This is a genomic window from Burkholderia sp. NRF60-BP8 (genome assembly GCF_001522585.2).
Taxonomy (GTDB): Bacteria; Pseudomonadota; Gammaproteobacteria; order Burkholderiales; family Burkholderiaceae; genus Burkholderia.
In genome coordinates this window covers 120762-142352 of the sequence record NZ_CP013374.1, presented here as the reverse complement: position 1 = coordinate 142352, position 21591 = coordinate 120762, and the positions used below count along the sequence as shown (strand labels likewise).

17 protein-coding genes are annotated in these 21591 nt (G+C 71.1%); 8 read left to right on the top strand and 9 right to left on the bottom strand.

Annotated features, from left to right (window positions below; all coding sequences use genetic code 11):
• Positions 1-10: 10 nt before the first annotated feature.
• The 5 genes from glgX to WS54_RS30285 all read left to right on the top strand — a co-directional run bounded on the left by glgX (position 11) and on the right by WS54_RS30285 (position 9454).
• Entirely contained in the window at positions 11-2125 is a 2115-nt protein-coding gene (gene glgX, locus WS54_RS30305) for a glycogen debranching protein GlgX (RefSeq protein WP_059779963.1), read from the top strand.
• Between the two features lie 8 nt (positions 2126-2133).
• Positions 2134-4005 carry a malto-oligosyltrehalose trehalohydrolase gene (treZ, locus tag WS54_RS30300; RefSeq protein ID WP_059779964.1) on the top strand — a complete coding sequence of 624 codons (1872 nt, stop codon included), beginning with the start codon at positions 2134-2136 and terminating at the stop codon, positions 4003-4005.
• A complete protein-coding gene (gene malQ / locus WS54_RS30295; protein ID WP_059779965.1) occupies positions 4002-6227 on the top strand; it encodes a 4-alpha-glucanotransferase in 2226 nt (741 codons plus the stop codon). The genes treZ and malQ overlap by 4 nt, the downstream gene beginning before the upstream one ends.
• Positions 6224-9016 carry a malto-oligosyltrehalose synthase gene (gene treY / locus WS54_RS30290; RefSeq protein WP_059779966.1) on the top strand — a complete coding sequence of 931 codons (2793 nt, stop codon included), beginning with the start codon at positions 6224-6226 and terminating at the stop codon, positions 9014-9016. Before malQ ends, treY begins: the two co-directional genes overlap by 4 nt.
• A gap of 147 nt (positions 9017-9163) precedes the next feature.
• Positions 9164-9454, top strand: a complete 291-nt coding sequence (locus WS54_RS30285; RefSeq protein WP_236872840.1) for a hypothetical protein — start codon at positions 9164-9166, stop codon at positions 9452-9454.
• Between the two features lie 11 nt (positions 9455-9465).
• Here the strand turns inward: WS54_RS30285 and WS54_RS30280 are convergent, their stop codons facing one another.
• Positions 9466-9786, bottom strand: a complete 321-nt coding sequence (locus tag WS54_RS30280; RefSeq protein WP_236872839.1) for a hypothetical protein — start codon at positions 9784-9786, stop codon at positions 9466-9468.
• 52 nt (positions 9787-9838) lie between these two features.
• On the opposite strand from WS54_RS30280, the gene WS54_RS30275 reads away from it, so the two are divergent.
• Positions 9839-11089, top strand: coding sequence for a phosphatidylserine decarboxylase family protein (locus WS54_RS30275; protein ID WP_059780010.1), 1251 nt, complete (start codon positions 9839-9841; stop codon positions 11087-11089).
• 22 nt (positions 11090-11111) lie between these two features.
• On the opposite strand, the gene WS54_RS30270 is transcribed toward WS54_RS30275, so the two are convergent.
• From WS54_RS30270 to WS54_RS30245, 5 genes are all read right to left on the bottom strand, one after another.
• Positions 11112-11348, bottom strand: coding sequence for a hypothetical protein (locus WS54_RS30270; protein WP_034209238.1), 237 nt, complete (start codon positions 11346-11348; stop codon positions 11112-11114).
• 255 nt (positions 11349-11603) lie between these two features.
• The gene (locus WS54_RS30260) at positions 11604-11933 is read right to left on the bottom strand and encodes a DUF1488 domain-containing protein (RefSeq protein ID WP_059779969.1); all 330 of its coding nucleotides are present in this window, start codon (positions 11931-11933) and stop codon (positions 11604-11606) included.
• Between the two features lie 4 nt (positions 11934-11937).
• Positions 11938-12486, bottom strand: a complete 549-nt coding sequence (locus tag WS54_RS30255) for a type 1 glutamine amidotransferase domain-containing protein (RefSeq protein ID WP_034209240.1) — start codon at positions 12484-12486, stop codon at positions 11938-11940.
• 243 nt (positions 12487-12729) lie between these two features.
• Positions 12730-13095 carry a DUF3022 domain-containing protein gene (locus WS54_RS30250; RefSeq protein WP_034209241.1) on the bottom strand — a complete coding sequence of 122 codons (366 nt, stop codon included), beginning with the start codon at positions 13093-13095 and terminating at the stop codon, positions 12730-12732.
• An 85-nt stretch (positions 13096-13180) separates the two neighbouring features.
• Positions 13181-13648: a hypothetical protein gene (locus WS54_RS30245; protein ID WP_059779970.1), complete on the bottom strand. Its 468-nt coding sequence runs from the start codon at positions 13646-13648 to the stop codon at positions 13181-13183.
• Between the two features lie 160 nt (positions 13649-13808).
• On the opposite strand from WS54_RS30245, the gene WS54_RS30240 reads away from it, so the two are divergent.
• Together WS54_RS30240 and WS54_RS30235 are read left to right on the top strand one after the other, a co-directional pair.
• On the top strand, positions 13809-14165 hold the full coding sequence (locus WS54_RS30240; RefSeq protein ID WP_034209243.1) for a DUF3175 domain-containing protein: 357 nt from the start codon (positions 13809-13811) through the stop codon (positions 14163-14165).
• Positions 14166-14207: 42 nt separating this feature from the next.
• Positions 14208-15527, top strand: a complete 1320-nt coding sequence (locus WS54_RS30235; RefSeq protein ID WP_034209244.1) for a cation:proton antiporter domain-containing protein — start codon at positions 14208-14210, stop codon at positions 15525-15527.
• Positions 15528-15534: 7 nt separating this feature from the next.
• Here WS54_RS30235 and ligD read toward each other — a convergent pair whose 3' ends face one another.
• From ligD to katE, 3 genes are all read right to left on the bottom strand, one after another.
• Positions 15535-18252 carry a DNA ligase D gene (gene ligD, locus WS54_RS30230; RefSeq protein ID WP_059779971.1) on the bottom strand — a complete coding sequence of 906 codons (2718 nt, stop codon included), beginning with the start codon at positions 18250-18252 and terminating at the stop codon, positions 15535-15537.
• 45 nt (positions 18253-18297) lie between these two features.
• The gene (ku, locus tag WS54_RS30225) at positions 18298-19320 is read right to left on the bottom strand and encodes a non-homologous end joining protein Ku (protein ID WP_034209246.1); all 1023 of its coding nucleotides are present in this window, start codon (positions 19318-19320) and stop codon (positions 18298-18300) included.
• A gap of 73 nt (positions 19321-19393) precedes the next feature.
• A complete protein-coding gene (katE, locus tag WS54_RS30220; protein WP_059779972.1) occupies positions 19394-21499 on the bottom strand; it encodes a catalase HPII in 2106 nt (701 codons plus the stop codon).
• Positions 21500-21591: the final 92 nt, after the last annotated feature.

Below are 21591 nucleotides of genomic sequence, written 5' to 3'. Positions count from 1 at the left end.
GATCCGCCCCATGCCGACCGCCCTGCCCGCCCGTCTCGAACCCGGCCGCTGCTACCCGCTCGGCGCCACGTGGGACGGCCTCGGGACCAACTTCGCGGTATTTTCCGCGCATGCGCAGCGCATCCAGCTGTGCGTGTTCGATCCGACCGGCCGCAAGGAGCTCGCGCGCCTCGACCTGCCCGAATGCACCGACGAGGTGTGGCACGGCTACCTGCCCAACGCGCATCCGGGCACCGTGTACGGCTTTCGCGCGGACGGCCCGTATCAGCCGCAGCACGGCCACCGCTTCAATCCGACCAAGCTGCTGCTCGATCCGTACGCGCGCAAGCTGGTCGGCCAGTTCCGCTGGTCGGACGCATTGTTCGGCTATCGCGTGCATTCGAACCGGGCGGACCTGTCGATCGACCGCCGCGATTCGGCGCCCGCGATGCCGAAAGCCGTGGTCGTCGACGAAGCGTTCGACTGGAGCACCGACCGCCGCCCGAACGTGCCGTGGCGCAGCACCGTGATCTACGAGACCCACGTGCGCGGCGCGTCGATGCGCCGCGCGGGGCTGCGCCCGCCGGAGCGCGGCACGTTCGCGTCGCTCGCGCATCCGGCGTTCGTCGATCATCTGCTGTCGATCGGTGTGACGACGGTCGAGCTGCTGCCGGTCCATGCGTTCCTGCAACAGCGCGCGCTCGTGCATCGCGGGATGCGCAACTACTGGGGCTACGACACGGCCGCGTTCTTCGCGCCGGAACCCACGTATCTCACGACCCGGCGGCTCGACGAAATGCGCATCGCGATCCGCCAGTTGCATGCGGCCGGCATCGAAGTGGTGCTCGACGTCGTCTACAACCACACGTGCGAAGGCAATCAGCTCGGCCCGACGCTGTCGTGGCGCGGCCTCGACAACGCGAGCTACTACCGGCTGCGGCCCGACGATCCGCGTTACCACGTCGACGAAACCGGCTGCGGCAACACGCTGAACCTGTCGCATCCGCGCGTCGTGCAGATGGTGATGGACTCGCTGCGCTACTGGGCGACCGCATTCAACATCGACGGCTTCCGCTTCGATCTCGGCGTGACGCTCGGCCGCGAGGATCACGGCTTCGAGCCGGGCGCGGGGTTTTTCGACGCCTTGCGGCAGGACCCGGTGCTCGCGCAGCGCAAGCTGATCACCGAGCCGTGGGATCTCGGCCCCGGCGGCTATCAGCTCGGCCGCCATCCGCCCGGTTTCGCCGAATGGAACGACCGGTTTCGCGACACCGTGCGGCGTTTCTGGCGCGGCGACGCCGGGCAGCGCCCGGAACTGGCCGCGCGCCTGTCGGGTTCGGCCGACCTGTTCAACCACGGGCGGCGCCGCACGTGGGCGTCGGTCAATTTCATCACCGCGCACGACGGCTTCACGCTGGCCGACCTCGTGTCGTATGCGGGCAAGCACAACGACGCGAACGGCGAGGACAACCGCGACGGCCGCGACGACAACTGCAGCGCGAACTGGGGCGCCGAAGGGCCGACCGACGACGCGGCGATCCGCGACGTGCGCGCACGCGTCGCCCGCTCGATGCTCGCGACGCTGTTTACCGCGCTCGGCACGCCGATGCTCGTCGCCGGCGACGAATTCTGTCGCACGCAGCAGGGCAACAACAACGCGTATTGCCAGGATAACGAACTGTCGTGGCTCGACTGGGACCTGGCGCAGAGCGAAGAAGGCGTGCAGATGACGCGCTTCGTGTCGCGGCTCGCCGCGCTGCGGCGCATGTATCCGGTGATGTCGGCGCCGCGCTATCCGTCGGGCGACCGCGATGGCGCGCCGGGCATGCGCGAGATCGGCTGGTTCGACGAACGCGGCGATGCGCTCACCGTGCCCGCATGGGAAGACGGCGAAGGCCGCGCGCTGACGATGCGGCGCGTCGGCACCGGCCGCACCGGCCGCACCGAGGCGTTGCTCGTGATGCTGAACGCGTCGGCCGCGACCATCACGTTCATGCCGCCCGCGCCCGTGCTCGAGTACCGCATCCTGCTCGATACCGCCACACCCGACGCCGGCCCGCGTTCGTGGCCGGAAGCCGGGCTCGACGTCGCCGCGCACGCGGCCGTGATCGCGGTCGCGGCCGTGCCGCCCGATCACCCTTCCTGAGGACCGCCATGACCACCCGTTCCGCGCGCCCCACCCGCACGCATGCATTCGAATCGTCGTTCGGCGCGACCTGCGTCGATGCCGAGCGCACGCGCTTCCGGCTGTGGGCGCCCGCGAGCCGCACGGCCGCCGTCGAACTGCAGGACGAAGGCGGCCGCGCGATTCCGATGACGCCGGCCGGCGACGGCTGGTTCGAGACGATCGCGCCGTGCGGCCCCGGCACGCTATATCGCTACCTGCTCGACGACGCGCTCGCGGTGGCCGACCCCGCATCGCGCTTCCAGCCTTACGACGTGCTGGGCCCGAGCCAGGTCGTCGATCCGGCCGCGTACCGCTGGCGTCACGACGGCTGGCGCGGCCGCCCGTGGCACGAGACGGTGCTGTACGAGCTGCACGTCGGCGCATGCGGCGGCTACGCGGCCGTCGAGCGGCGGCTGCCGTCGATCGCCGAACTCGGCGTGAGCGCGATCGAGCTGATGCCCGTCAATGCGTTTCCCGGCGCGCGCAACTGGGGCTACGACGGCGTGCTGCCGTTCGCGCCCGATGCGTCGTACGGGCGGCCCGAAGAGCTGAAATCGCTGGTCGACACCGCGCACGGGCTCGGGCTGCAGGTGTTCCTCGACGTCGTGTACAACCACTTCGGCCCCGAAGGCAACCTGCTGCCGCGCTACGCGCCCGAGTTCTTCCGCGCGGACCGGCAGACCGCGTGGGGGCCGGCGATCGACTTCTCCCGCCCGCAGACGAGCGCGTTCTTCATCGACAACGCGCTGTACTGGCTCGACGAATACCGTTTCGACGGGTTGCGCATCGACGCCGCGCACGCGATCGACGACGACGCGTGGCTGCGCGAACTCGCGCGCCGCGTGCGCACGTACGCGGGCGATGCGCGCCACGTGCATCTCGTGCTGGAGAACGAGCGCAATACCGCGAGCCTGCTCGGCCCCGGCGGCTTCGACGCGCAATGGAACGACGACTTCCACAACAGCGCGCACGTGCTGCTGACCGGCGAGCGCGACGGCTACTACCGCGCGTACGCCGACGCGCCGCTGCGCCATTTCGCGCGCACGCTCGGCGAAGGCTTCGCGTACCAGGGCGAGCCGTCGCCGCTGCACGACGGCGCCGCACGCGGCGAGCCGAGCGCGCATTTGCCGCCGACCGCGTTCGTCGCGTTCCTGCAGAACCACGACCAGATCGGCAATCGTGCGTTCGGCGAACGGCTGCGTGCGCTCGCGAACGACGACGCGGTGCGCGCGGCGACCGCGCTGATGCTGCTCGCGCCGTCGATTCCGCTGCTGTTCATGGGCGAGGAAGACGGCAGCACGCAGCCGTTCCAGTTCTTCACCGACTATCGCGGCGCGCTCGCCGACGCGGTGCGCGACGGCCGGCGCCGCGAATTCGCCGCGTTTCCCGCGTTCGCGGACGCCGCGCATCGCGACGCGATTCCCGACCCGAACGACATCGCGACGTTCGTGCGTTCGTCGTCGCACCATCCGCCCGACGAGTCGTGGCCCGACGCGGCCGCGTGGCGGCGGTTCTACCGCAGTGCGCTGGCGGTGCGCGCGGCGCTCGTGACGCCGCACCTGCCCGGTGCGCAGTCGCTCGGCGTCGACCTGCTCGCGGGCGACGGCGACCCGCAGGCGCTCGTCGCGCGCTGGCGCCTCGGCGACGGCAGCACGCTCACGATCGCGCTGAATCTCGGCTCGCACGACGCGGCGCTGCCCGCGCTGCCGGTCGGCAAGATCGTGTTCGAGACGCCGCCGCGCGCACGCGACCGGCTGCCGGGCCGGCACTTGCCGCCGCGCGCGTGCATCGCGTGGCGCGACGGCGCGGTCAACCAGGATGCGCGGCAGCATCGCGCGAACGGACGGAGCCCATCATGACGACCGACGTCCCGATCGCGGCGCTCGCCCGTGCGGCCGGGCTGGAGCCCGACTGGACCGACGCGGGCGGCATCGCGCGGCGCGTGGACGACGACGCGCTCGTCGCGCTCGTCGACGCGCTCGGCTGGCCGTGCGGCACCGCGATCCAGCGGGTCGACAGCGCGGCGGCGCTCGCCGACGCGAACGCGTCGCCGCCGCGCGTCGTGACCGGCGACGCCGGCCTGCCGCTGACGCTGCCCGCGACCGTCGCGTCGCCGGGCGCGCGCTTCCGGATCTCGCTCGAAACCGGCGGGCACGTGGACGGGCGCGTGGGCGACGCAGGCGAACACGGCACGCTGCCGCCGCTCGCGATGCCCGGCTATCACGCGCTCGACGTCGGCGAGCAGCGCATCGGGCTGGCGATCGCCCCGCCGCGTGCGCAGCCGTTCGACGGGTTCGCACGCCGGCCCGACGCGAGACGCTGGGGTATCGCGGCGCAGCTCTACAGCCTGCGCCGCGCCGGCGACGACGGCGCGGGCGACTACACGGCGCTCGCGCGGCTGGCCGCGCAGGCGGCGCGCCACGGCGCGCAGGCGGTGGCGATCAGCCCGACGCACGCCGGCTATCCGGCGCTCCCCGCGCACGACAGCCCGTATTCGCCGTCGTCGCGACGCTGGCACAACGTCGCGTATCTCGACTGCGACGCGGTGCCGGGCGCCGAGGCCGCGTCTCGCGCATCCGCGGCCACGGCCGACACCGTGCTGATCGACTGGCCCCGCGTGCTGCCGACGAAGCTGCGCCGCCTGCGTGCGTGCTTCGATGCGTGGCGCGCCAGCGACGACCCGTCGCGCGACACCTACCAGCGTTTTCGCGCGGCGGGCGGCGCGGCGCTCGACGCGCATGCGCGCTTCGATGCGCTGCAGGCGTTCTGCATCGAGCACGGCATCGGCGCGGACTGGCGGCAGTGGCCCGCGCCGTGGCGCATGCCGGGATCGGCGGAAGTCGACGCGTTCGCGCACGCGCATGCCGACACGATCGCGTTCCACACGTTCCTGCAATGGTGCGCGTCGCGCGCGCTCGGCGACGCGCAGCACGCGGCGCGCGGCGCGGGTATGGCGACCGGGCTGATCGCCGATCTCGCGGTCGGCTCGGATCGCGCCGGGAGCGACGCGTGGGCGCACGGCACGACGCTGCTGCGCGGCGTGTCGCTCGGCGCGCCGCCCGACCTGTTCAATGCGGCCGGCCAGGCGTGGGGCGTGACGACGTGGACGCCCGAGGCGCTGCGCGCGGACGGCTTCGTGCCGTTCATCGAGCTGCTGCGCGCCGCGTTCGCGCACGCGGGCGGCATCCGCATCGATCACGTGCTCGGCTTCGCGCGGATGTGGATCGTGCCGGACGGCGGCTCGCCGCGCAGCGGCGCGTACCTGCGCTATCCGCTCGACGATCTGGTGCGGCTTGTCGCGCTCGAGGCGACCCGCCATCGCGCGATCGCGATCGGCGAGGATCTCGGCACCGTGCCGGCCGGATTGCGCGAACGGCTCGGCGCGCAAGGTGTCGCGGGCATGCGCGTGCTGTGGTTCGAACGCGACGCGAATGGCGCGTTCCGGCCACCGTCCGCGTGGGATCGCGAGGCGATCGCGACGACCTCGACGCACGATTTGCCGACCGTGGCCGGCTGGTGGCGCGGCGTCGATCTCGGATGGCGGCGTATTGCAGCCGAGGCCGACGCCGCGAAACGACGCGACGCCACGCCGCCGCGCGACGTCGCGGCCCCGGCGCCGGACGACGCGAGCGCGCACGATTCGGACGAGATCGTGCAAAGCATGGCGTTCGGACACGACACCGTGCCGCGCCCCGGACCCGGCAACCCGACGCCTCCGCCGGCGCCGCCTGCCGAGCTGCTCGCCGCGCACGCGGAACGCGCCGGCGAGCGCACGGCGCTGTGGCGCGCGCTGCAGGAGGCCGGGTGCGTGCCGGCCGGCGCCGCGATGCCGCCGGCCGACATGCCGCCGGTGACCGCCATCCTCGAATACGTCGCGAGCGGCCCGTCGCCGCTCGCGCTGCTGCCGCTCGAGGATCTGCTCGCGCTCGACGCGCAGCCGAACCTGCCGGGGCCGCCGTGCGGCCATCCGAACTGGCGGCAGCGGCTGCCGCGCACGATCGACGCGCTGTTCGACGCCGACGTGCGCACGCGCATCGCCGCGATCGTGCACGCGCGCCGCGCGCCGAGGCACGGCCCATGATCCCGCGCGCGACGCTGCGACTGCAGCTGCATGCGGGCTTCACGTTCGACGACGCGGCCGCGCACGTCGACTACTTCGCGCGGCTCGGCGTCAGCCACCTGTACCTGTCGCCGGTGTCGACGGCCGAACCCGGCTCGCTGCACGGCTACGACACCGTCGACTACGGCGCGCTCGGCACGGCACTCGGCGGCGAAGCCGGCTTCATGCGGCTCGCCGACGCGCTGCGCGCGCGCGGCCTCGGCGTCATCGTCGACATCGTGCCGAACCACATGGGCGTCGGCGGCTCGTCGAACGGCTGGTGGAACGACGTGCTCGAATGGGGACCGGCGAGCCCGTACGCGCGCACCTTCGACATCGACTGGCATCCGCCCGACCCGGCGCTCGACGGCAAGGTGCTGCTGCCGTGCCTCGGCGCGCCGTACGGCGACGCGCTCGCGGCCGGCGACATCACGCTGCGCGTCGATCCGGCCGCGGGCCGCTTCACCATCGCGTGCCCGGGGCGGCGGCTGCCGGTCGCCGTCGCCACCTACGCGGAGATCCTGCGCATCGCGAACCGTGCGGACCTGAACGCGCTCGCCGAGCGCTTCGACGCCGCGCCGGCACGCGACAGCGCGCGGCTCGCCGCCGCCCATGCGGCGCTGCGCGACCATGCGCGCGCGCACGGCCCGCACGCGTTCGACGCGATCTTGCGCGGCGCCGACCCGCGCCGCGCGCGCTCACGCGCGTGCCTGCACCGGCTGCTCGAACGTCAGCACTACCGGCTCGCGTGGTGGCGCACGGCCGCCGACGAGCTGAACTGGCGGCGCTTCTTCGACATCGCGACGCTCGCGGCCGTGCGGGTCGACGACGATGCGGTGTTCGACGCCGTGCATGCGCTACCGCTGCGCCTCCATGCAGCCGGGCTCGTCGACGGCGTGCGCGTCGATCACGTCGACGGCCTCGCCGATCCCCGCGCGTATTGCCGCCGGCTGCACGCGCGGCTCGCCGCGCAGCGCGACGCGCGGCCCTACGTCGTCGTCGAGAAGATCCTCGCGCCCGGCGAGGCGCTGCGCACCGACTGGGCCGTCGACGGCACCACCGGCTACGACTTCATGAACGACGTCGGCGCGCTGCTGCACGACCCGGCGGGCGCCGAACCGCTGGCCGCGCACTGGGCGGCCGTATCGGGTTGCGCGCGCACGTTCGCGCAGGAAGCCCTCGACGGCAAGCGGCGCGTGCTGATGCGCCAGCTCGCCGTCGAGCATGCGCGGGTCGCGCGTTTGCTGCACGGGATCGCGCGCGCATCGCCGGCGACGCGCGACGTCAGTCGAATCGCGATCCAGCGCGTGCTCGGCGAACTCGCGGTGCGGCTGCCCGTGTACCGGATGTATCCGGCGCCGGGCGACGAACTCGCCGAGGCCGACCGGCGCGTGCTCGCGCATGCGTACGACGGTGCGTACGCGGCGGTCGATCCGGCCGACCGGTTCGCGCTCGAGCGCGTCGCCGCGTGGCTCGGCCTGCCGGTCGTGCGCGTGCCGCGTGCGAACCCCGACGCGCTGGCCGCGGCGCGTGTCGCGTTCGCGCAGCTCACCGCGCCGCTGGCCGCGAAGGGCGTGGAGGATACGGCCAACTATCGCTATGGCCGGCTGCTGTCGCGCAACGAGGTCGGCGCCGACGCCGGCGACTTCAGCCTGTCGCGCGGCGCCTTCCATGCGCGCAACCGGCGCCGCGCGCGCACCGTGCCGCACGGGCTCGTCGCGACGGCCACGCACGACCACAAGCGCGGCGAGGACGCGCGTGCGCGGCTCGCGGTGCTGAGCGAAGCGCCCGATGCGTGGCGCGCGGTGTCGCTCGACTGGTCGGCGCTGAACCTGCCGCATCGCGGCGGCGCGCACCGCGACCTCGCGTGGACGCCCGGGCCGGCCGCCGAGGCGATGCTGTACCAGACGCTGGTCGGCTGCTGGCCGCCGACGCTCGCGCCCGACGATGCGGCCGGGCTCGCCGCGCTCGCGACGCGCGTCGTGCAATGGCAGACGAAGGCGCTGCGCGAAGCGAAGCAATACACCGACTGGCTCGCGCCCGAACCGGATTACGAGCACGGCTGCGAAGCGTTCGTTCGCGCGATCCTGACGCCGCGCGGCGCCGGCGATTTTCCGCATCGGCTGCACGCGTTCGTCGCGCGGATCGCGCCGGCCGGCGTCGTCAACAGCCTGACGCAAACCGCGCTGCGGATCGCGTCGCCGGGCGTGCCCGATCTGTATCAAGGCACCGAATCATGGGATCACTCGCTCGTCGATCCGGACAACCGGCGCGACGTGCCGTTCGCGACGCTGGCGGCGCAGCCGGTCGACGGCCCGGTCGCGTCGTATCTGCCGACGTGGGCCGATGCGCGCGTGAAGCGCGCGCTGATCGAGCGGATGCTGGCGCTGCGGGCGCGGTGGCCGACGACGTTCGCGGACGGCGCATACGTTCCGCTGCGCGTGCGCGGCCCCCTCGGGCGGCATGCGGTGGCCTTCGCGCGATGCGACGACGCGGCCACCGTGGTGGTGGTCGCGACGCGGCTCGCGTGCCGGTTGCTGGGCGAAGCGCCGGGGTTGCCGCGTGTGGCGCCTCGCGAATGGGGCGATACGGCGGTCGTGCTGCCGCGCGGGGTGGAAGGGCCGTGGGTCGACTGGCTGAATGCGCGGGACGCGATCGACGTGCCGGATGGCGTGCTGGCGCTCGGTCGCTGTTTGGGCGAGTTGCCGGTGGCGGTGCTCGTCGCGGCATCGGCCAATCAGGATCGTCTTCGCGACGCACGCGCCCGGTAGCTCGATCCTGTCGGATCGTCGGCACCTACCAAACGGAGGCCCCGGTTGAGCGGTAGGATATCGATTTCCACGGCCGCAGATTGGAGATAATCAAATTTATGCAAAACAGGCCGCAGATAATCGTTTTTGTGCATCCGTAATCGATTGGTGTACAAACCGGACGTTTCTAATCGATTTTGCGCAGAAGTCGAGCCGACCGACAGGCGCTTCTGCGTGCTCGTCGAAATGCCGGATCACCAAGCCGATCGAGTCCTGCGCTCGATCGAGCAAAACCATGGACAACTCAGCAACGTCCTGGCGAAGGAAATGCCCGTTCTGCAACAACCCGGTATCTGGCCCGCTATCGTCGATGCAGTCGCCGCGGCATTTCGCGACGGTGAGTCGGTCAACGTCGCGATTGCCGATCGTTACCGGCCCGAACGGCCTTCGGGCCAGTAACGGCCGCCCCCTCACGACCACTCTTCCGGCGGCATCTCGCCGCGGTCGTCCTCCCACAGCGGCTTCCTCCCCTCGTCTTCTCCGCGGCTCGGCGTCACCGGGCCGTTCCCGCCGTCGTTGCCGCGCCCGGCTCGCCGCGCGCCGTCGCGCGCCCCCGCCGCCTGCGTGCGTGCTCGCGTGCGCGTCGGCGTCACGGTCCGCTGTCCGTTGCGGCGGCGTTCGTCCGTCGCTGCGTCGTTAGTCTGTCGTGCGTTCGAATCCGTAGCCATTTTTTCTCCCTGAGTCATCGAAGGAACCGGTCGCCCGAACGCCGCAATTTCGGTGCCGCCCATCGGGCAAGCGTCTTGCTATCCCGATTCGACCGCAACCGTTCCGGAGGTGACGATGCCGACGAATCGCAACACGCCGCCCGCCACACGCCGCCGCCTCGGCGGATGGATGGCCACCGAGGAATCGCACATGGCCGCGTTCCGCGAAAAAATCGCGAGCGAAGCGCGCGCGCATGCCGGCGACCGGCTGCGCACGCCGGCCGTGCAGGCACTCGCGCGGCTGTTCGACGACGACGCCGTGCTGCGCATGAGCCTGAGCCGCGCGATCGACGAAGCGCGGGAAGCGGGATACCGGCTCGGCTACGCGTCGATCGGCGAGCTGATGACCGTGCTCGACCATCTGATGACCTACACGCCGCCGTTCAGCGAGGAAAGCCTGATCGTGTGCCCGTTGAACGCGTTCTTCGACTGGCCGATGTGCATGCCGTCGGGCCACGCGGTGTTTCGCGACGCAGCCGTCAATGCGCAGTTGAAACGCGTGCTGAACGTCTGGTGCGACTTCCTCGGCGGCCCGCATTCGCGCGCGCATCTCGACACGTCGGCACCCGACGGCTGGTTCTGCGACGCCGCGCGCAAGCGTCTGGGACTGTCGCAGTTCCAGTATCGCGAAGACCAGCCGCACTGGGGCTTCGATTCGTGGAACGATTTCTTCACGCGCCGCTTTCGCGACGGCGCGCGGCCCGTTGCGGCGCCCGACGATCCGCACGTGATCGTCAGCGCGTGCGAAGCCGCGCCCTATCACACCGAAACCAACGTCAAGCTGCGCGACACGTTCTGGATCAAGGCGCAGCCGTATTCGCTGCGCGACCTGTTCACGCCCGCCTGGCTGTCGCTCGCCGAGCGCTTCGTCGGCGGCGACGTCTACCAGGCCTATCTCAGTGCGTACAACTACCATCGCTGGCATGCGCCGGTGCGCGGCGTCGTCACGCACGCGTATCGGGTAGACGGCACGTATTACTCGGTCGCCGAAGCGGAAGGCCCGGATCCGGCCGGACTCAACGACTCGCAGGGCTACATGACGGCGGTCGCCGCGCGCGCGGTGGTCGCGATCGCGAGCGACGATCCGGGCATCGGCACCGTGGCGGCCGTGTTCGTCGGGATGGGCGACGTGTCGTCGTGCGTGATCGAGGTGGTGCCAGGCCAGCGCGTCGACAAGGGCGACGAGATCGGCTATTTCCAGTTCGGCGGCTCGACCTACTGCCTGCTGTTCGAGGCCGGCGTGATCGACCGCTTCCTGCACGCGCCGCCGTTCGAAGGCCAGCCGCCGGTCGTGCAGGTCAATGCGTCCGTCGCGATCGCGCGGTGAGCGCCGCGCGCGGCGCGGCGCGTCACGCGTCGCCGACGTCGAGCGCTCGGGATTCGTCGGCGTCGTGACGCTGCACGCACCGCAGCACCGACAGTCCGTCGGCCGTCAACGCGGGCCGGCGCGCGCCCGATGCGTCGTCGCGCTGCAGCACGATCAGCGCTTGTTCGACGAGCGCGACGACGTCGTCGCGGTCGATCTGGATCTGTTCCGGCGCGCGGTGCACCAGGAACAGCGCGGCAAATTCATGGGCGGTCAGCATGCTCGTTCCCCGTTGGCGGCGACGCGCGACGCGACACCGGCGTCGCATCGGCAGCCGGCGCGAAGCGCACGCCGGCGACGTTACGAGCACGCAGGGATCGTGCCAGACGGCGGCGGGCGAGCGGCGTCCGTGCAGTACGCGCGCCGCGCGATGTGGCACCGGACGACGCGTTGGAGCCGCTGCAAAGTTTTCAACGGCATGTAAGGGCGGGCGAGTGAAGGCGGCGGAAGCAACGCGCCGGCAAACGCGATCCCGTCACGACCGCCCGTGGCGAAACAACCCGGCCCGCCCGCGCTTGGCCGGCGCACGGAAATATCCGCTATGCAGCACCACGTCGTGGTCGCCGCTCGCCAGCACGTCCGCGCACGCGGCTTCGATACGCGCGCGGCCGCGCTCGAACGCGTCGCGCAGGTCGGCTTCCAGCGCGGACTGCGCGCCGAAATGATCTTCCAGCGCCTCGACGGTGATCGCGCAGGTCTGCGGCACGCCGGCGACGTCGACGACGAAGCGCAACTGCAGCGCCGCACCGTCGAACGTGGGCGGTTCGTCGGCGAGCGTCACGGTGCGGGCGGAATCGGCCGGCATCGGCTCATGCCCCCCGCGACGCGAGGCGCTCGACGAGCGCGCCGTTGAACGCGGGCAGGTCGGCCGGCTTGCGGCTCGTGATCAGGTTGCCGTCGCGCACGACCTCCTCGTCCACCCACTTGCCGCCCGCGTGGCGGATATCGTCCTGCAGGCTCGGCCAGCTCGTCATCGTCTTGCCCTCCACGAGCCCGGCCGACACGAGCAGCCAGCCGCCGTGGCAGATCGCCGCGACCGGCTTGCCGGCGCCGACGGCCGCCGTCACGAATTCGCGCGCGGCCGGCAGCATCCGGATCGCGTCGCCGTTCACGACGCCGCCCGGCAGCACGACCGCGTCGTAGTCGCCTTCGCGCGCATCGTCGAACGTGCGGTCGACCTTCACGCGCTCGCCCTTGTCGACGTGCCGGAAACCCTGGATCTCGCCGCGCTTCTGCGAGATCACGTCCACCTGCGCGCCTTCGGCCGCGAGCGCGCGCTGCGGTTCGACGAGCTCGGCCTCCTCGAAGCCGTCGACCGCGAGAATCGCTACCTTGCAATGATCCAGCCTGCCGCTCATGAATGCCTCCGTGAATGGGGGATAGGGATAGGGCGGCACACGTCGTGCCGTGCCGTGATGCAGCAATCGCCGTTCCGGCGGCCCGGCCGTTGCGCGCCCGCGCCCGTCCCGACATCAGTCGGGGAACGACCCGCAATCGGATTGGGACACGCTCTACCGAGGCCGCTCGCCCTGTGACGACACCGCCCCGCTGCAAAGATTTCAACCCGATGTAACACGACGCCGTGCGTCGAGCCGGCGCGATTACTGCAGATGGCGTGCGGCGTCGAGCATGGCGTCGGTCAACTCGATCGTCAGCGTCAGGTTCTCGTCGGTATCGGGCAATTGATCGAGCGTCTGCTGCACGGCGTCGTGCAGCATCGCGTGCACGCGCATCCGCGCGCCGTCGTCGAGGTCCGCGTAGCGTTCCATCGTCGAGCATTCGAGCGCGAGCACGACCGAATGTCGGGCCGCCTCCGGCGGCGCCTCGACGGCATTCGCCCACGCCGCATGGAACATGACCCTGCCCGTCTCGACGTCCACGTGGACCGTCGTGTCGAGATCGTCCGTGTCGACTGCATCGTCGTCGAGCCCGTCGTGCTCCAGGGAAATCCGGGAATTCGATTGCATGATGTCCTCCTGCGTGGTGGCGGCGCGCCCGTCCGGGGAAACCACGCCGCCATCGCGCCGTGCCGGCCGCGCCGGCACGACACCGTCAATAACCGCTGGACCCGCCGCCGGCGGCCCCGCCTCCGCCCGAGCCCGTCGAGCCCGCCGAACCGCCGCCGCCGGTACCCATACCGCCGGCACCCGTCCCGCCGGAGCCGCCCGCACCGCCGGCCCCACCCGAGCCGCCACCGACACCGCCGCCCGTGGCGCCGCTGCCGCCCTCGCCCGCGCCGTTCGGGCCGCCGCCCGGCTTCGTGTGACGGGCCGATGAGCCGTGCGAGCGCATCCCGTGCTTCGAGCCGTGCCGTTGCGTGCCCGCGGGCGGCGGCGGGGCGGCCGTATTGCCGTTGGCGCTCGGCGTCGACATGTCCATCGACGGATTCGGCGCGCCGGTGCCCTCGTCCGAGCGCTGCGAGTTCTGCGCCCACGCGGCCGGCGCGGCCGCGACGATCGCGACGGCCGCGCAGGCCAGCACGTGCCGCGCGACGAACTTCGATTCGAATGCTGACTTCATGGCGTTTTCTCCCTATGGATGATCGCGTGATGGAGATTCCTGCTCCGATCTTTCAGCAAGGGCCATGCCGGAGCGCGGACGACCTGCGCGACGCGGCACGCGGTTTGCGTCGCCTCCTTCCGTCCGCCTGTCTCGCAATCCCATACGGAGCCCCTGCCTTATGCCTTCCGCTTCTGCTTCCCACTCGCACGGCAAGCGCCACACGCGCCGCCCGGGCCGCGCGCGAAGCGCCGATCCGGCCCACCGCAAGCGCTGGTCCGGCGAAGTCATGCAAAAAAGCGATGCGCTCGACCTCGAGCCCGACATCTTCAAATCCGACGATCCCGCCGCGATCGCCGCGTCGCTGAAGCGCTCGGCCGAACACAGCCGCCGCCGCAAGGCATCGCCGTTCCAGTCGGCGATGTCGATGCTGAATTTCTACGTGAACCGCGCGGGTCGCAACCTGCCCAAAACGCGCCGCACGACGCTCGAACGCGCCAAGAAAAAATTGCGCGAGGCGTTCGGCCGCAAGCCCTGACGATCGGCGCGCAATCCAATCCGAATTGCCGCGATCGCACGCATGCACGAAACCCTCTGGTACCTGATCATCGGCGCGGTGCTGTTGGGCATGGGCGTGGTGACGTCCACGCTGCGCCACCTTCCATGCAGCTCGGCCATGATTTACCTGGTGCTCGGCATCGGGCTCGGCCCGGCCGGCGCCGGCCTCTTGCACCTCGACCTCGAACGCGACGGCCGCCTGCTGCGCGAGATCGTCGAAGTCGCGCTGCTCGTGTCGCTGTTCGCGATCGGGCTGCGGTTGCGCGTGCCGCTGTCCGACAAGCTGTGGCTCGTGCCGTGCCGGCTCGGGCTGTTCGCGATGATCGTCACCGTGCCGCTGCTCGCGGCGTGCGCGGTGCTCGCGCTGGGCCTCGGCTGGGGCCCGGCGCTGCTGCTCGCGGCGATCCTCGCGCCGACCGATCCGGTGCTCGCGCACGACGTGCAGGTGCACGATCCGGGCGACCGCGACCTGGTGCGCTTCGCGTTGTCCGGCGAAGGCGGGATGAACGACGGCATCGCGCTGCCGTTCGCGCTCGCGGGGCTCGCGCTGTGCGGCGCACCCGGCGCGACGCACGGCATCCCGCCGCTGTCGGGCACGTTCGCGCTCGTCGCGCTGTGGGGCATCGCGGGCGCGGCCGCGATCGGCGGCGGGCTCGGCTGGGTCACGACGAAGACGATCGGCTGGCTGCGCACGCGCCACGCGCAGGCGCTCGGCCTCGAAGGCTTCTTCGCGCTGGCGCTGATCGTGCTGTCGTTCGGCGCCGCGCAGCTCGCGCATACGTTCGGCTTCATCGCGACGTTCGCCGCCGGCGTCGCGATGCGGCGCGTCGAGCATCGCGCGAGCGGCGACCGCCCGCCGCGCGAAGTGATCGGCCAGATCGATTCGGAAGACGTCGTCGCCACCGAAAAGCATCCGGAGAAAGCGCATGCATTCATGGCCGAATCGGTGCTCGGCTTCACGATCGAGCTCGAACGGATCGCCGAAGCGATCGTGATGACGATGATCGGCAGCGTGCTCGCGACGCTGCCCGGCCCGCTGATCACGTGGGGCGCGGCCGCGCTGGCCGCCGTGCTGTTCGTCGCGGTGCGCCCGCTCGCGGTGCTGGTCACGCTTGCCGGCTCGCGTGCGACCCATGCGCAGCGGCGGCTGATGGCATGGTTCGGCATTCGCGGGATCGGTTCGTTCTACTACCTGCTGTTCGCGCTCGAGCATGGACCGTCCGACGTCGTGCGCCCGCTCGCGGCGCCGGTGCTGGCGGTCGTGTCCGCGTCGGTGGTCGCGCACGGGATTTCCGCGACGCCGCTGATGAACTGGTATTACCGGCTGCAGCATCGGCGCTGACGGCCGGTCATGCGTCGGCGCCGAGCCGTGCCCGCATCGCGGCGGTGATGCGCTGGCGCGCCTTCGCGTAACCGTCCCACGGATCGCGCTTCAACGTGTCCAGACGTTCTTGCAGCGTGTCGATCGTCCATTGCGCGCCGCCCGTCGTGTCGGGCACCTCGTCCCAGTCGAGCGGCACCGACACGCCCATGCCGGGGCGCGCGCGCACCGAATACGCGGCGATCGTGCTCGCGCCGCGCCCGTTGCGCAGGTAGTCGATGAAGATCTTGCCGCGCCGGTGGCGCGGCCCCATCGTCGCGGTGAAACGGTCGGGCAGCGTGCCGGCGACGTGCTGCGCGACCGCGCGCGAAAAGTCCTTCACGTCGTCCCAGCCCGCATGCCGCGTGAGCGGCACGACGACGTGCAGCCCCTTGCCGCCGCTGGTCTTGCAGAACGACACGAGCCCGAGCTCGTCGAGCAGCCCGCGCACGAGTTGCGCGGCGTCGATCATCGTGCGCCACGGCAACGCCGGGTCGGGATCGAGATCGAACACGATGCGGTCGGGCCGCTCGATGTTCGACGCGTGCGCGTTCCACGTGTGCAGTTCGACCGTGCCCATCTGCGCCGCGCCGAGCAGCGCATCGACGCCGTCGATCGACAGCAGCGGCCCGTGGCCCGGGTCGAGCCCTTCGTGCTGCGTGACGAACGGGATCTCGCGGCGCTCCGCGTGCTTCTGAAAGAACAGCTCGCCGGCGATGTCGCCCGGTGCGCGGACGAGCGAGACGGGGCGGCCTTTCAGGTCGGGCAGCAGCCACGGCGCGACCCATTGCCAGTACCGCGCGAGGTCGATCTTGCGCGTGCCGCTTTGCGGGTCGAGCACGCGCTCGGGATGCGTGATGCGCACGCGGCCGAGCGTGTCGGCGTCGGCATCGGCCCGCGCGCCGCGCGCATTGCCCGCGCTCGCGTGACGATCGTTGCGCGACGGCCGCCGCGGCTTGTCCTGCGTGGTCGAACGCTGATCCATCGCCCCCTCCGTTTCCATGTGTTTCGGCCTCTCGCGGACGATCTGTTCCGCCGGCTTGTCCTCGCGCAACGCGATGAACGCGGCCTGCCGCACGATGCCGTCGCCGGTCCATTCGGCGAATTCGCATTCGGCGACGAGGACCGGCTCGACCCAGTGCACGCGCGTGCGCGTGCGTTCGCGCGGCGGCGCATCGAACGGCATCGTGTCGCGTTCGTGCCGGCGCAGGATCGCGGCGAGACGATCGAGCATCCGTGCGTCGAAGCCGGTGCCGACGCGGCCGACGTAGCGCAGCGGCCCGGCCCCGCGCGGCCGTTTGCCGGCCGGCGCCGGTTCGTGCACACCGAGCAGCAGCGCGCCGAAGCCGTGCCGGCTGCCCGACGGCTCCGTGAAGCCGCCGATCACGAACTCCTGCCGGCGCCGGCATTTGAGCTTGATCCACGCGGGCGAACGGCCGGCGCGATAGCGCGAGTCCGCACGCTTGCCGATCAGCCCTTCGAGGCCGGTGTCGCAGGCACTCGCGATCAACGACGCGACGTCCTCGCCGAGATCGGGCGAAAAACGCACGCGCGCCGGATCGCTGTTCGCGAGCAGCGGTTCGAGCAGCGCGCGACGGGCCGTGAGCGGCGCGTCGCGCAGGTCGTATCCGTCGAGATAAGGCAGATCGAACACGAAGAAAACGATCGCGTCGGCCCGTCCGGTGCCGAACGCGTTCTGCAACGCCTGGAAATCGGGCAGGCCGTTTTCGCCGAGCACGACGGCCTCGCCGTCGAGCCATGCGTCGTCGACGTCGAGCGCCGCGAGCGCGTCGCGCTGCGCGCGCAGCTTCGCGGTCCAGTCCCTGCCTTCGCGCGTCATCAACGTGACGCGCCGGCGCGCGCCCTTCCCTGCGACACGCGCCAGGATCCGATAGCCGTCGAACTTCAGTTCGTAACCCCAACCGGCCTGGTTCGGCGGGGCGTCGACGAGCGTCGCGAGCTGCGGCGCGACGCGCTCGGGCAGCGGCGCACGCACCGCGCCTTCGACTTGCGACGGTTCGGCAGGGCGCCGGCTGTCGGGTCGCGCGTCGCGTGCGGCGCCGTCCGCGCCGGTCGATCCGCGGGGCCGCGCCGCGCCGTTGGACGCACCGTCGCGCACGCTTCCCGGCCGCTCGCCGACGACGTCGAATTCATCCGCGCCGCGTGCTTCGTCGTCGCGCTCCTTGATCAGCAGCCACTGCTCCTGGCGCCCTTCCTGCCGGCCGCTGCGCACGAGCGCCCAGCCGCCGTGCAGCTTGCGGCCGTCCAGCCGGAACGTCAGCTTGCCGGCCCGATAGCCTTCGCGCGCGTGCGCGATGCCGCCATCGGGCGTCCACGTGCCTTCGTCCCAGACGACGACCGACCCCGCACCGTAATGCCCGGCCGGAATCTCGCCTTCGAACGACGCGTATTCGAGCGGATGGTCCTCGACGTGCACGGCGAGCCGCTTCACCCGCGGATCGAAGCTCGGCCCCTTCGGCACGGCCCACGACTTCAGCGTGCCGTCGAGTTCGAGCCGGAAGTCGTAGTGCAGCCGTCGCGCGTGGTGCTCCTGGATCACGAAGCGCAGCGGATGGCGTGCGCGCGCGGCAGGCTTCGTGTCCGCTTTCGTCCGCGCTTGCGCGCGACGTTTTCCGTGCGCCCCTTCGGGCTCGGGCGTCGCGCCGAAATGGCGCTTGCGGCGATACGGATCGAGCTTGCCGGCCATCGCGTCACCTCGTCGGAGTCGGAATCGGAATCGGCGACATCGGCATCACGCCGCGTGCTTGCGGCGCACGGCGGTCTTCTTCGCCGCAGGGTCGCTCGCCGCGCCGCGTTTCGCGGCGGTTCGCTTCGCCGCGGTTTTCGTCGCCGCGCCTTTCGATGCGGATTTCGCCGTGGTTTTCGCCGCCGGCTTGCGGCGCGCGCCGCCCCGCGACGACGACGCGTCACGCTCCGCTTCATCGCGCTCGTCACGCAGATCCGCCGCGCGCGCGCCCGCGCCGCCCTTCAGGCTGCGCTTCAGCAGCTCGGTGAGATCGACCACGTTGCTCGCCGCGCGGCCGGTCTGCGCGGGCCGGTCCTCGATCTCCTCGATCTTGCCCGCGCGCACCTTGCGCTCGACGAGTTCGAGGATGTCGTCGCGGAACGTGTCGTGATATTCGTCGGGCGTCCATTTGCCGGACATGTCGTCGATCAGCTTCTTCGCCATGCCGAGTTCGCGCGCGGTGACGCCCGCGCCCTTCGCGTCGTCGGCCGGCACCGACAATTCGTCGAGCGGCCGCAGTTCCTCCTGCCAGCGCAGCGTATCGAGCGCGAGCATCGGCCCGACCGGGATCAGCGCGCCCAGATGCTGGCGGTCGCGCATCACCACGAGCGCGATGCCGATCTTGCCGCTGTCCTTCAGCGCGTCGCGCAGCAGCGCGTAGACCTTCTCGCCCTTGCGGTCGGGCACCAGGTAGTACGGCGTGTCGAGATAGAGAAACGACACGGCGTCCTCGTCGACGAAGGTCAGGATGTCGACGGTCTGCGTCGATTCCGGGTTCGCCGCGCGGATCTCGTCGTCGCTGAGCACGACGTAGCGCTCCTTCTCGTATTCGTAGCCGCGCACGATGTCCTCGCGCGCGACCTCCTTGCCGGTGCGCTTGTTGATCTGCCGATAGCCGATCGGGTCCATCGAGCGCTTGTCGAGCATCCGGAACGACGGTTTCACGGTGCGCGTCGCCGGGAACAGCTGCACGGGCACGTGCACGAGCCCGAAGCTGATCGCGCCTTTCCATATCATCCGCGGTGCCATGCGTGGTTCCTCCTTGCCGGATGCGCGTCCGCCCGAGAGCGGGCGCGCCGTACGGCGCAAGCCGCCGCCGGCCCTATGCCGGCAATTCCGCCGCCTGCTGTTCGCGCGCCCACACGCGATGCTGGCCGAGGTGATCCGACAACGCGTTCAGCACCTTGTCGAGATCGACCGCCTGCCCGACGCACACGCCTTCGGCCGGATCCGGCAGGTGGGCGGCGCTGAGCAGTTGCCGCCCCGACCCGACGGCCGCGATCGGCTTCAGGTGCTTGAACGCCTCGCGCACGAAGTGGCGGGCTTCGGCGCTGTGCGCGAGGTCGCGCCCATCGCCGTCGCCGCCGCAGACGAACACCGCGTCGAACATCACCGACGGCATGCCGGCCAGCGTCGCCTCCGGCACGATGCCGCCGATCGGCGCGAGCGTCGGTGCGACGATCGTCGGCACCGCGTGCGCGGCCTGCAGCGCGTCGCGCACCTGCTCGACCAGCACCTGATTCACGCCGGGCGTCGCGATCAGCGCGATCTTGCGCGAGCGGATGCCGGGCTTCGCGCGGCCGATCAGGCTCAGCGCGGGCGAGCGCTGCGCGACGGCCGGCGTGGCCGCCGCCTGCGGCGCGGGCAGCCCGAGCCGTTCGGCGACCTGCGCGGCGAGCCCCGCGTCGAAGCGCGCGATGATCTCGTTGACCACCCGTTCGCGAATCTTCGGCTGCGTCACCTTGCCGAGTTCGAAGCAGTACGCGTCGCGGATATGCCGCTGCTCGATCTCGGTCATGCTCTGGTAGAACAGCGCGGCTTGCGAGAAATGATCGGCGAACGATTCGCTGCGCACGCGCACCTTGTGACCTTCGAGCGGCTCCGGCACGGTCTCGAAACCGCCGCCGGACGGCGCCGGCGGCGTCTCGCGCGGCCAGCCGCCGCTCGTCGAGTTCGGCTCGTACGACGCCTGCCCGACGTTGATCGTCTGCCGGTGCATCGCGTCGCGCTGGTTGTTCGCGAACGGACACACCGGCCGGTTGATCGGAATCTCGTGGAAATTCGGGCCGCCGAGCCGGCTCAGTTGCGTATCGGTGTACGAGAACAGCCGCCCCTGCAACAGCGGGTCGTTCGTGAAATCGATGCCCGGCACCACGTGACCCGGGTGAAACGCGACCTGCTCGGTCTCCGCGAAGAAGTTGTCGGGGTTGCGGTTCAGCGTCATCCGGCCGATCGGCCGCACCGGCACGATTTCTTCCGGTACGAGCTTGGTCGGGTCCAGCAGGTCGAAGTCGAATGTGTCGGCATCGGCCGGATCGATCATCTGCACGCCGAGCTCGAACTCCGGATAGTCGCCGCGCTCGATCGCCGTCCACAGGTCGCGCCGGTTGAAATCCGGGTCGTGGCCGGCGATTCGCTGCGCCTCGTCCCACAGCAGCGAATACGCGCCGCTCACGGGCCGCCAGTGGAATTTCACGAAACGTTCGACGCCGGCCGCGTTCACGAAACGGAACGTGTGCACGCCGAAACCGTCCATCGCGCGATAGCTCGCCGGCAACGCGCGGTCCGACATCAGCCACAGCACCATGTGCGTGGTTTCCGGCACCAGCGACACGAAATCCCAGAACGTGTCGTGCGCGGACGCGCCGGTCGGCATCTCGTTCGGCGCTTCCGGCTTCACCGCGTGCACGAAGTCGGGGAACTTGATCGCGTCCTGGATGAAGAACACCGGCATGTTGTTGCCGACGAGGTCGTAGTTGCCTTCCTCGGTATAGAACTTCACCGCGAAGCCGCGCACGTCGCGCACGGTGTCGGACGACCCGCGCGGCCCCTGCACGGTCGAGAAGCGCACGTATACCGGCGTTTCGACGGCCGGGTCCTGCAGAAACGCGGCCTTCGTGTAGTCGGCCATCGGCTCGTACACGCGGAACACGCCGTGGGCGGCCGAACCGCGCGCATGCACCACCCGCTCCGGAATGCGCTCGTGATCGAAATGCGTGATCTTCTCGCGCATGATGAAGTCTTCGAGCAGCGACGGGCCGCGCGCGCCGCCTCGCAGCGTGTTCTGGTTGTCGGCGATCCGCACGCCCTGGTTGGTGCGCAACGCTTCGCCGTCGGGCCGCGCGCGGTTCTCTTCGAGCTGGCGCGACTTCGCGCTGTCGGGCGGTTGCGTCGGCGGGGTCTGGCCGGCGGATGGGGGATTCGTCATCGTCAGGAGTCCTCGTGGGATTCGCTAGGGAACCGCCGCACGACAACGCGCCGCGGCGCGCGCGTGCGGACGGCAGGGAAAGCCGGCCCGAT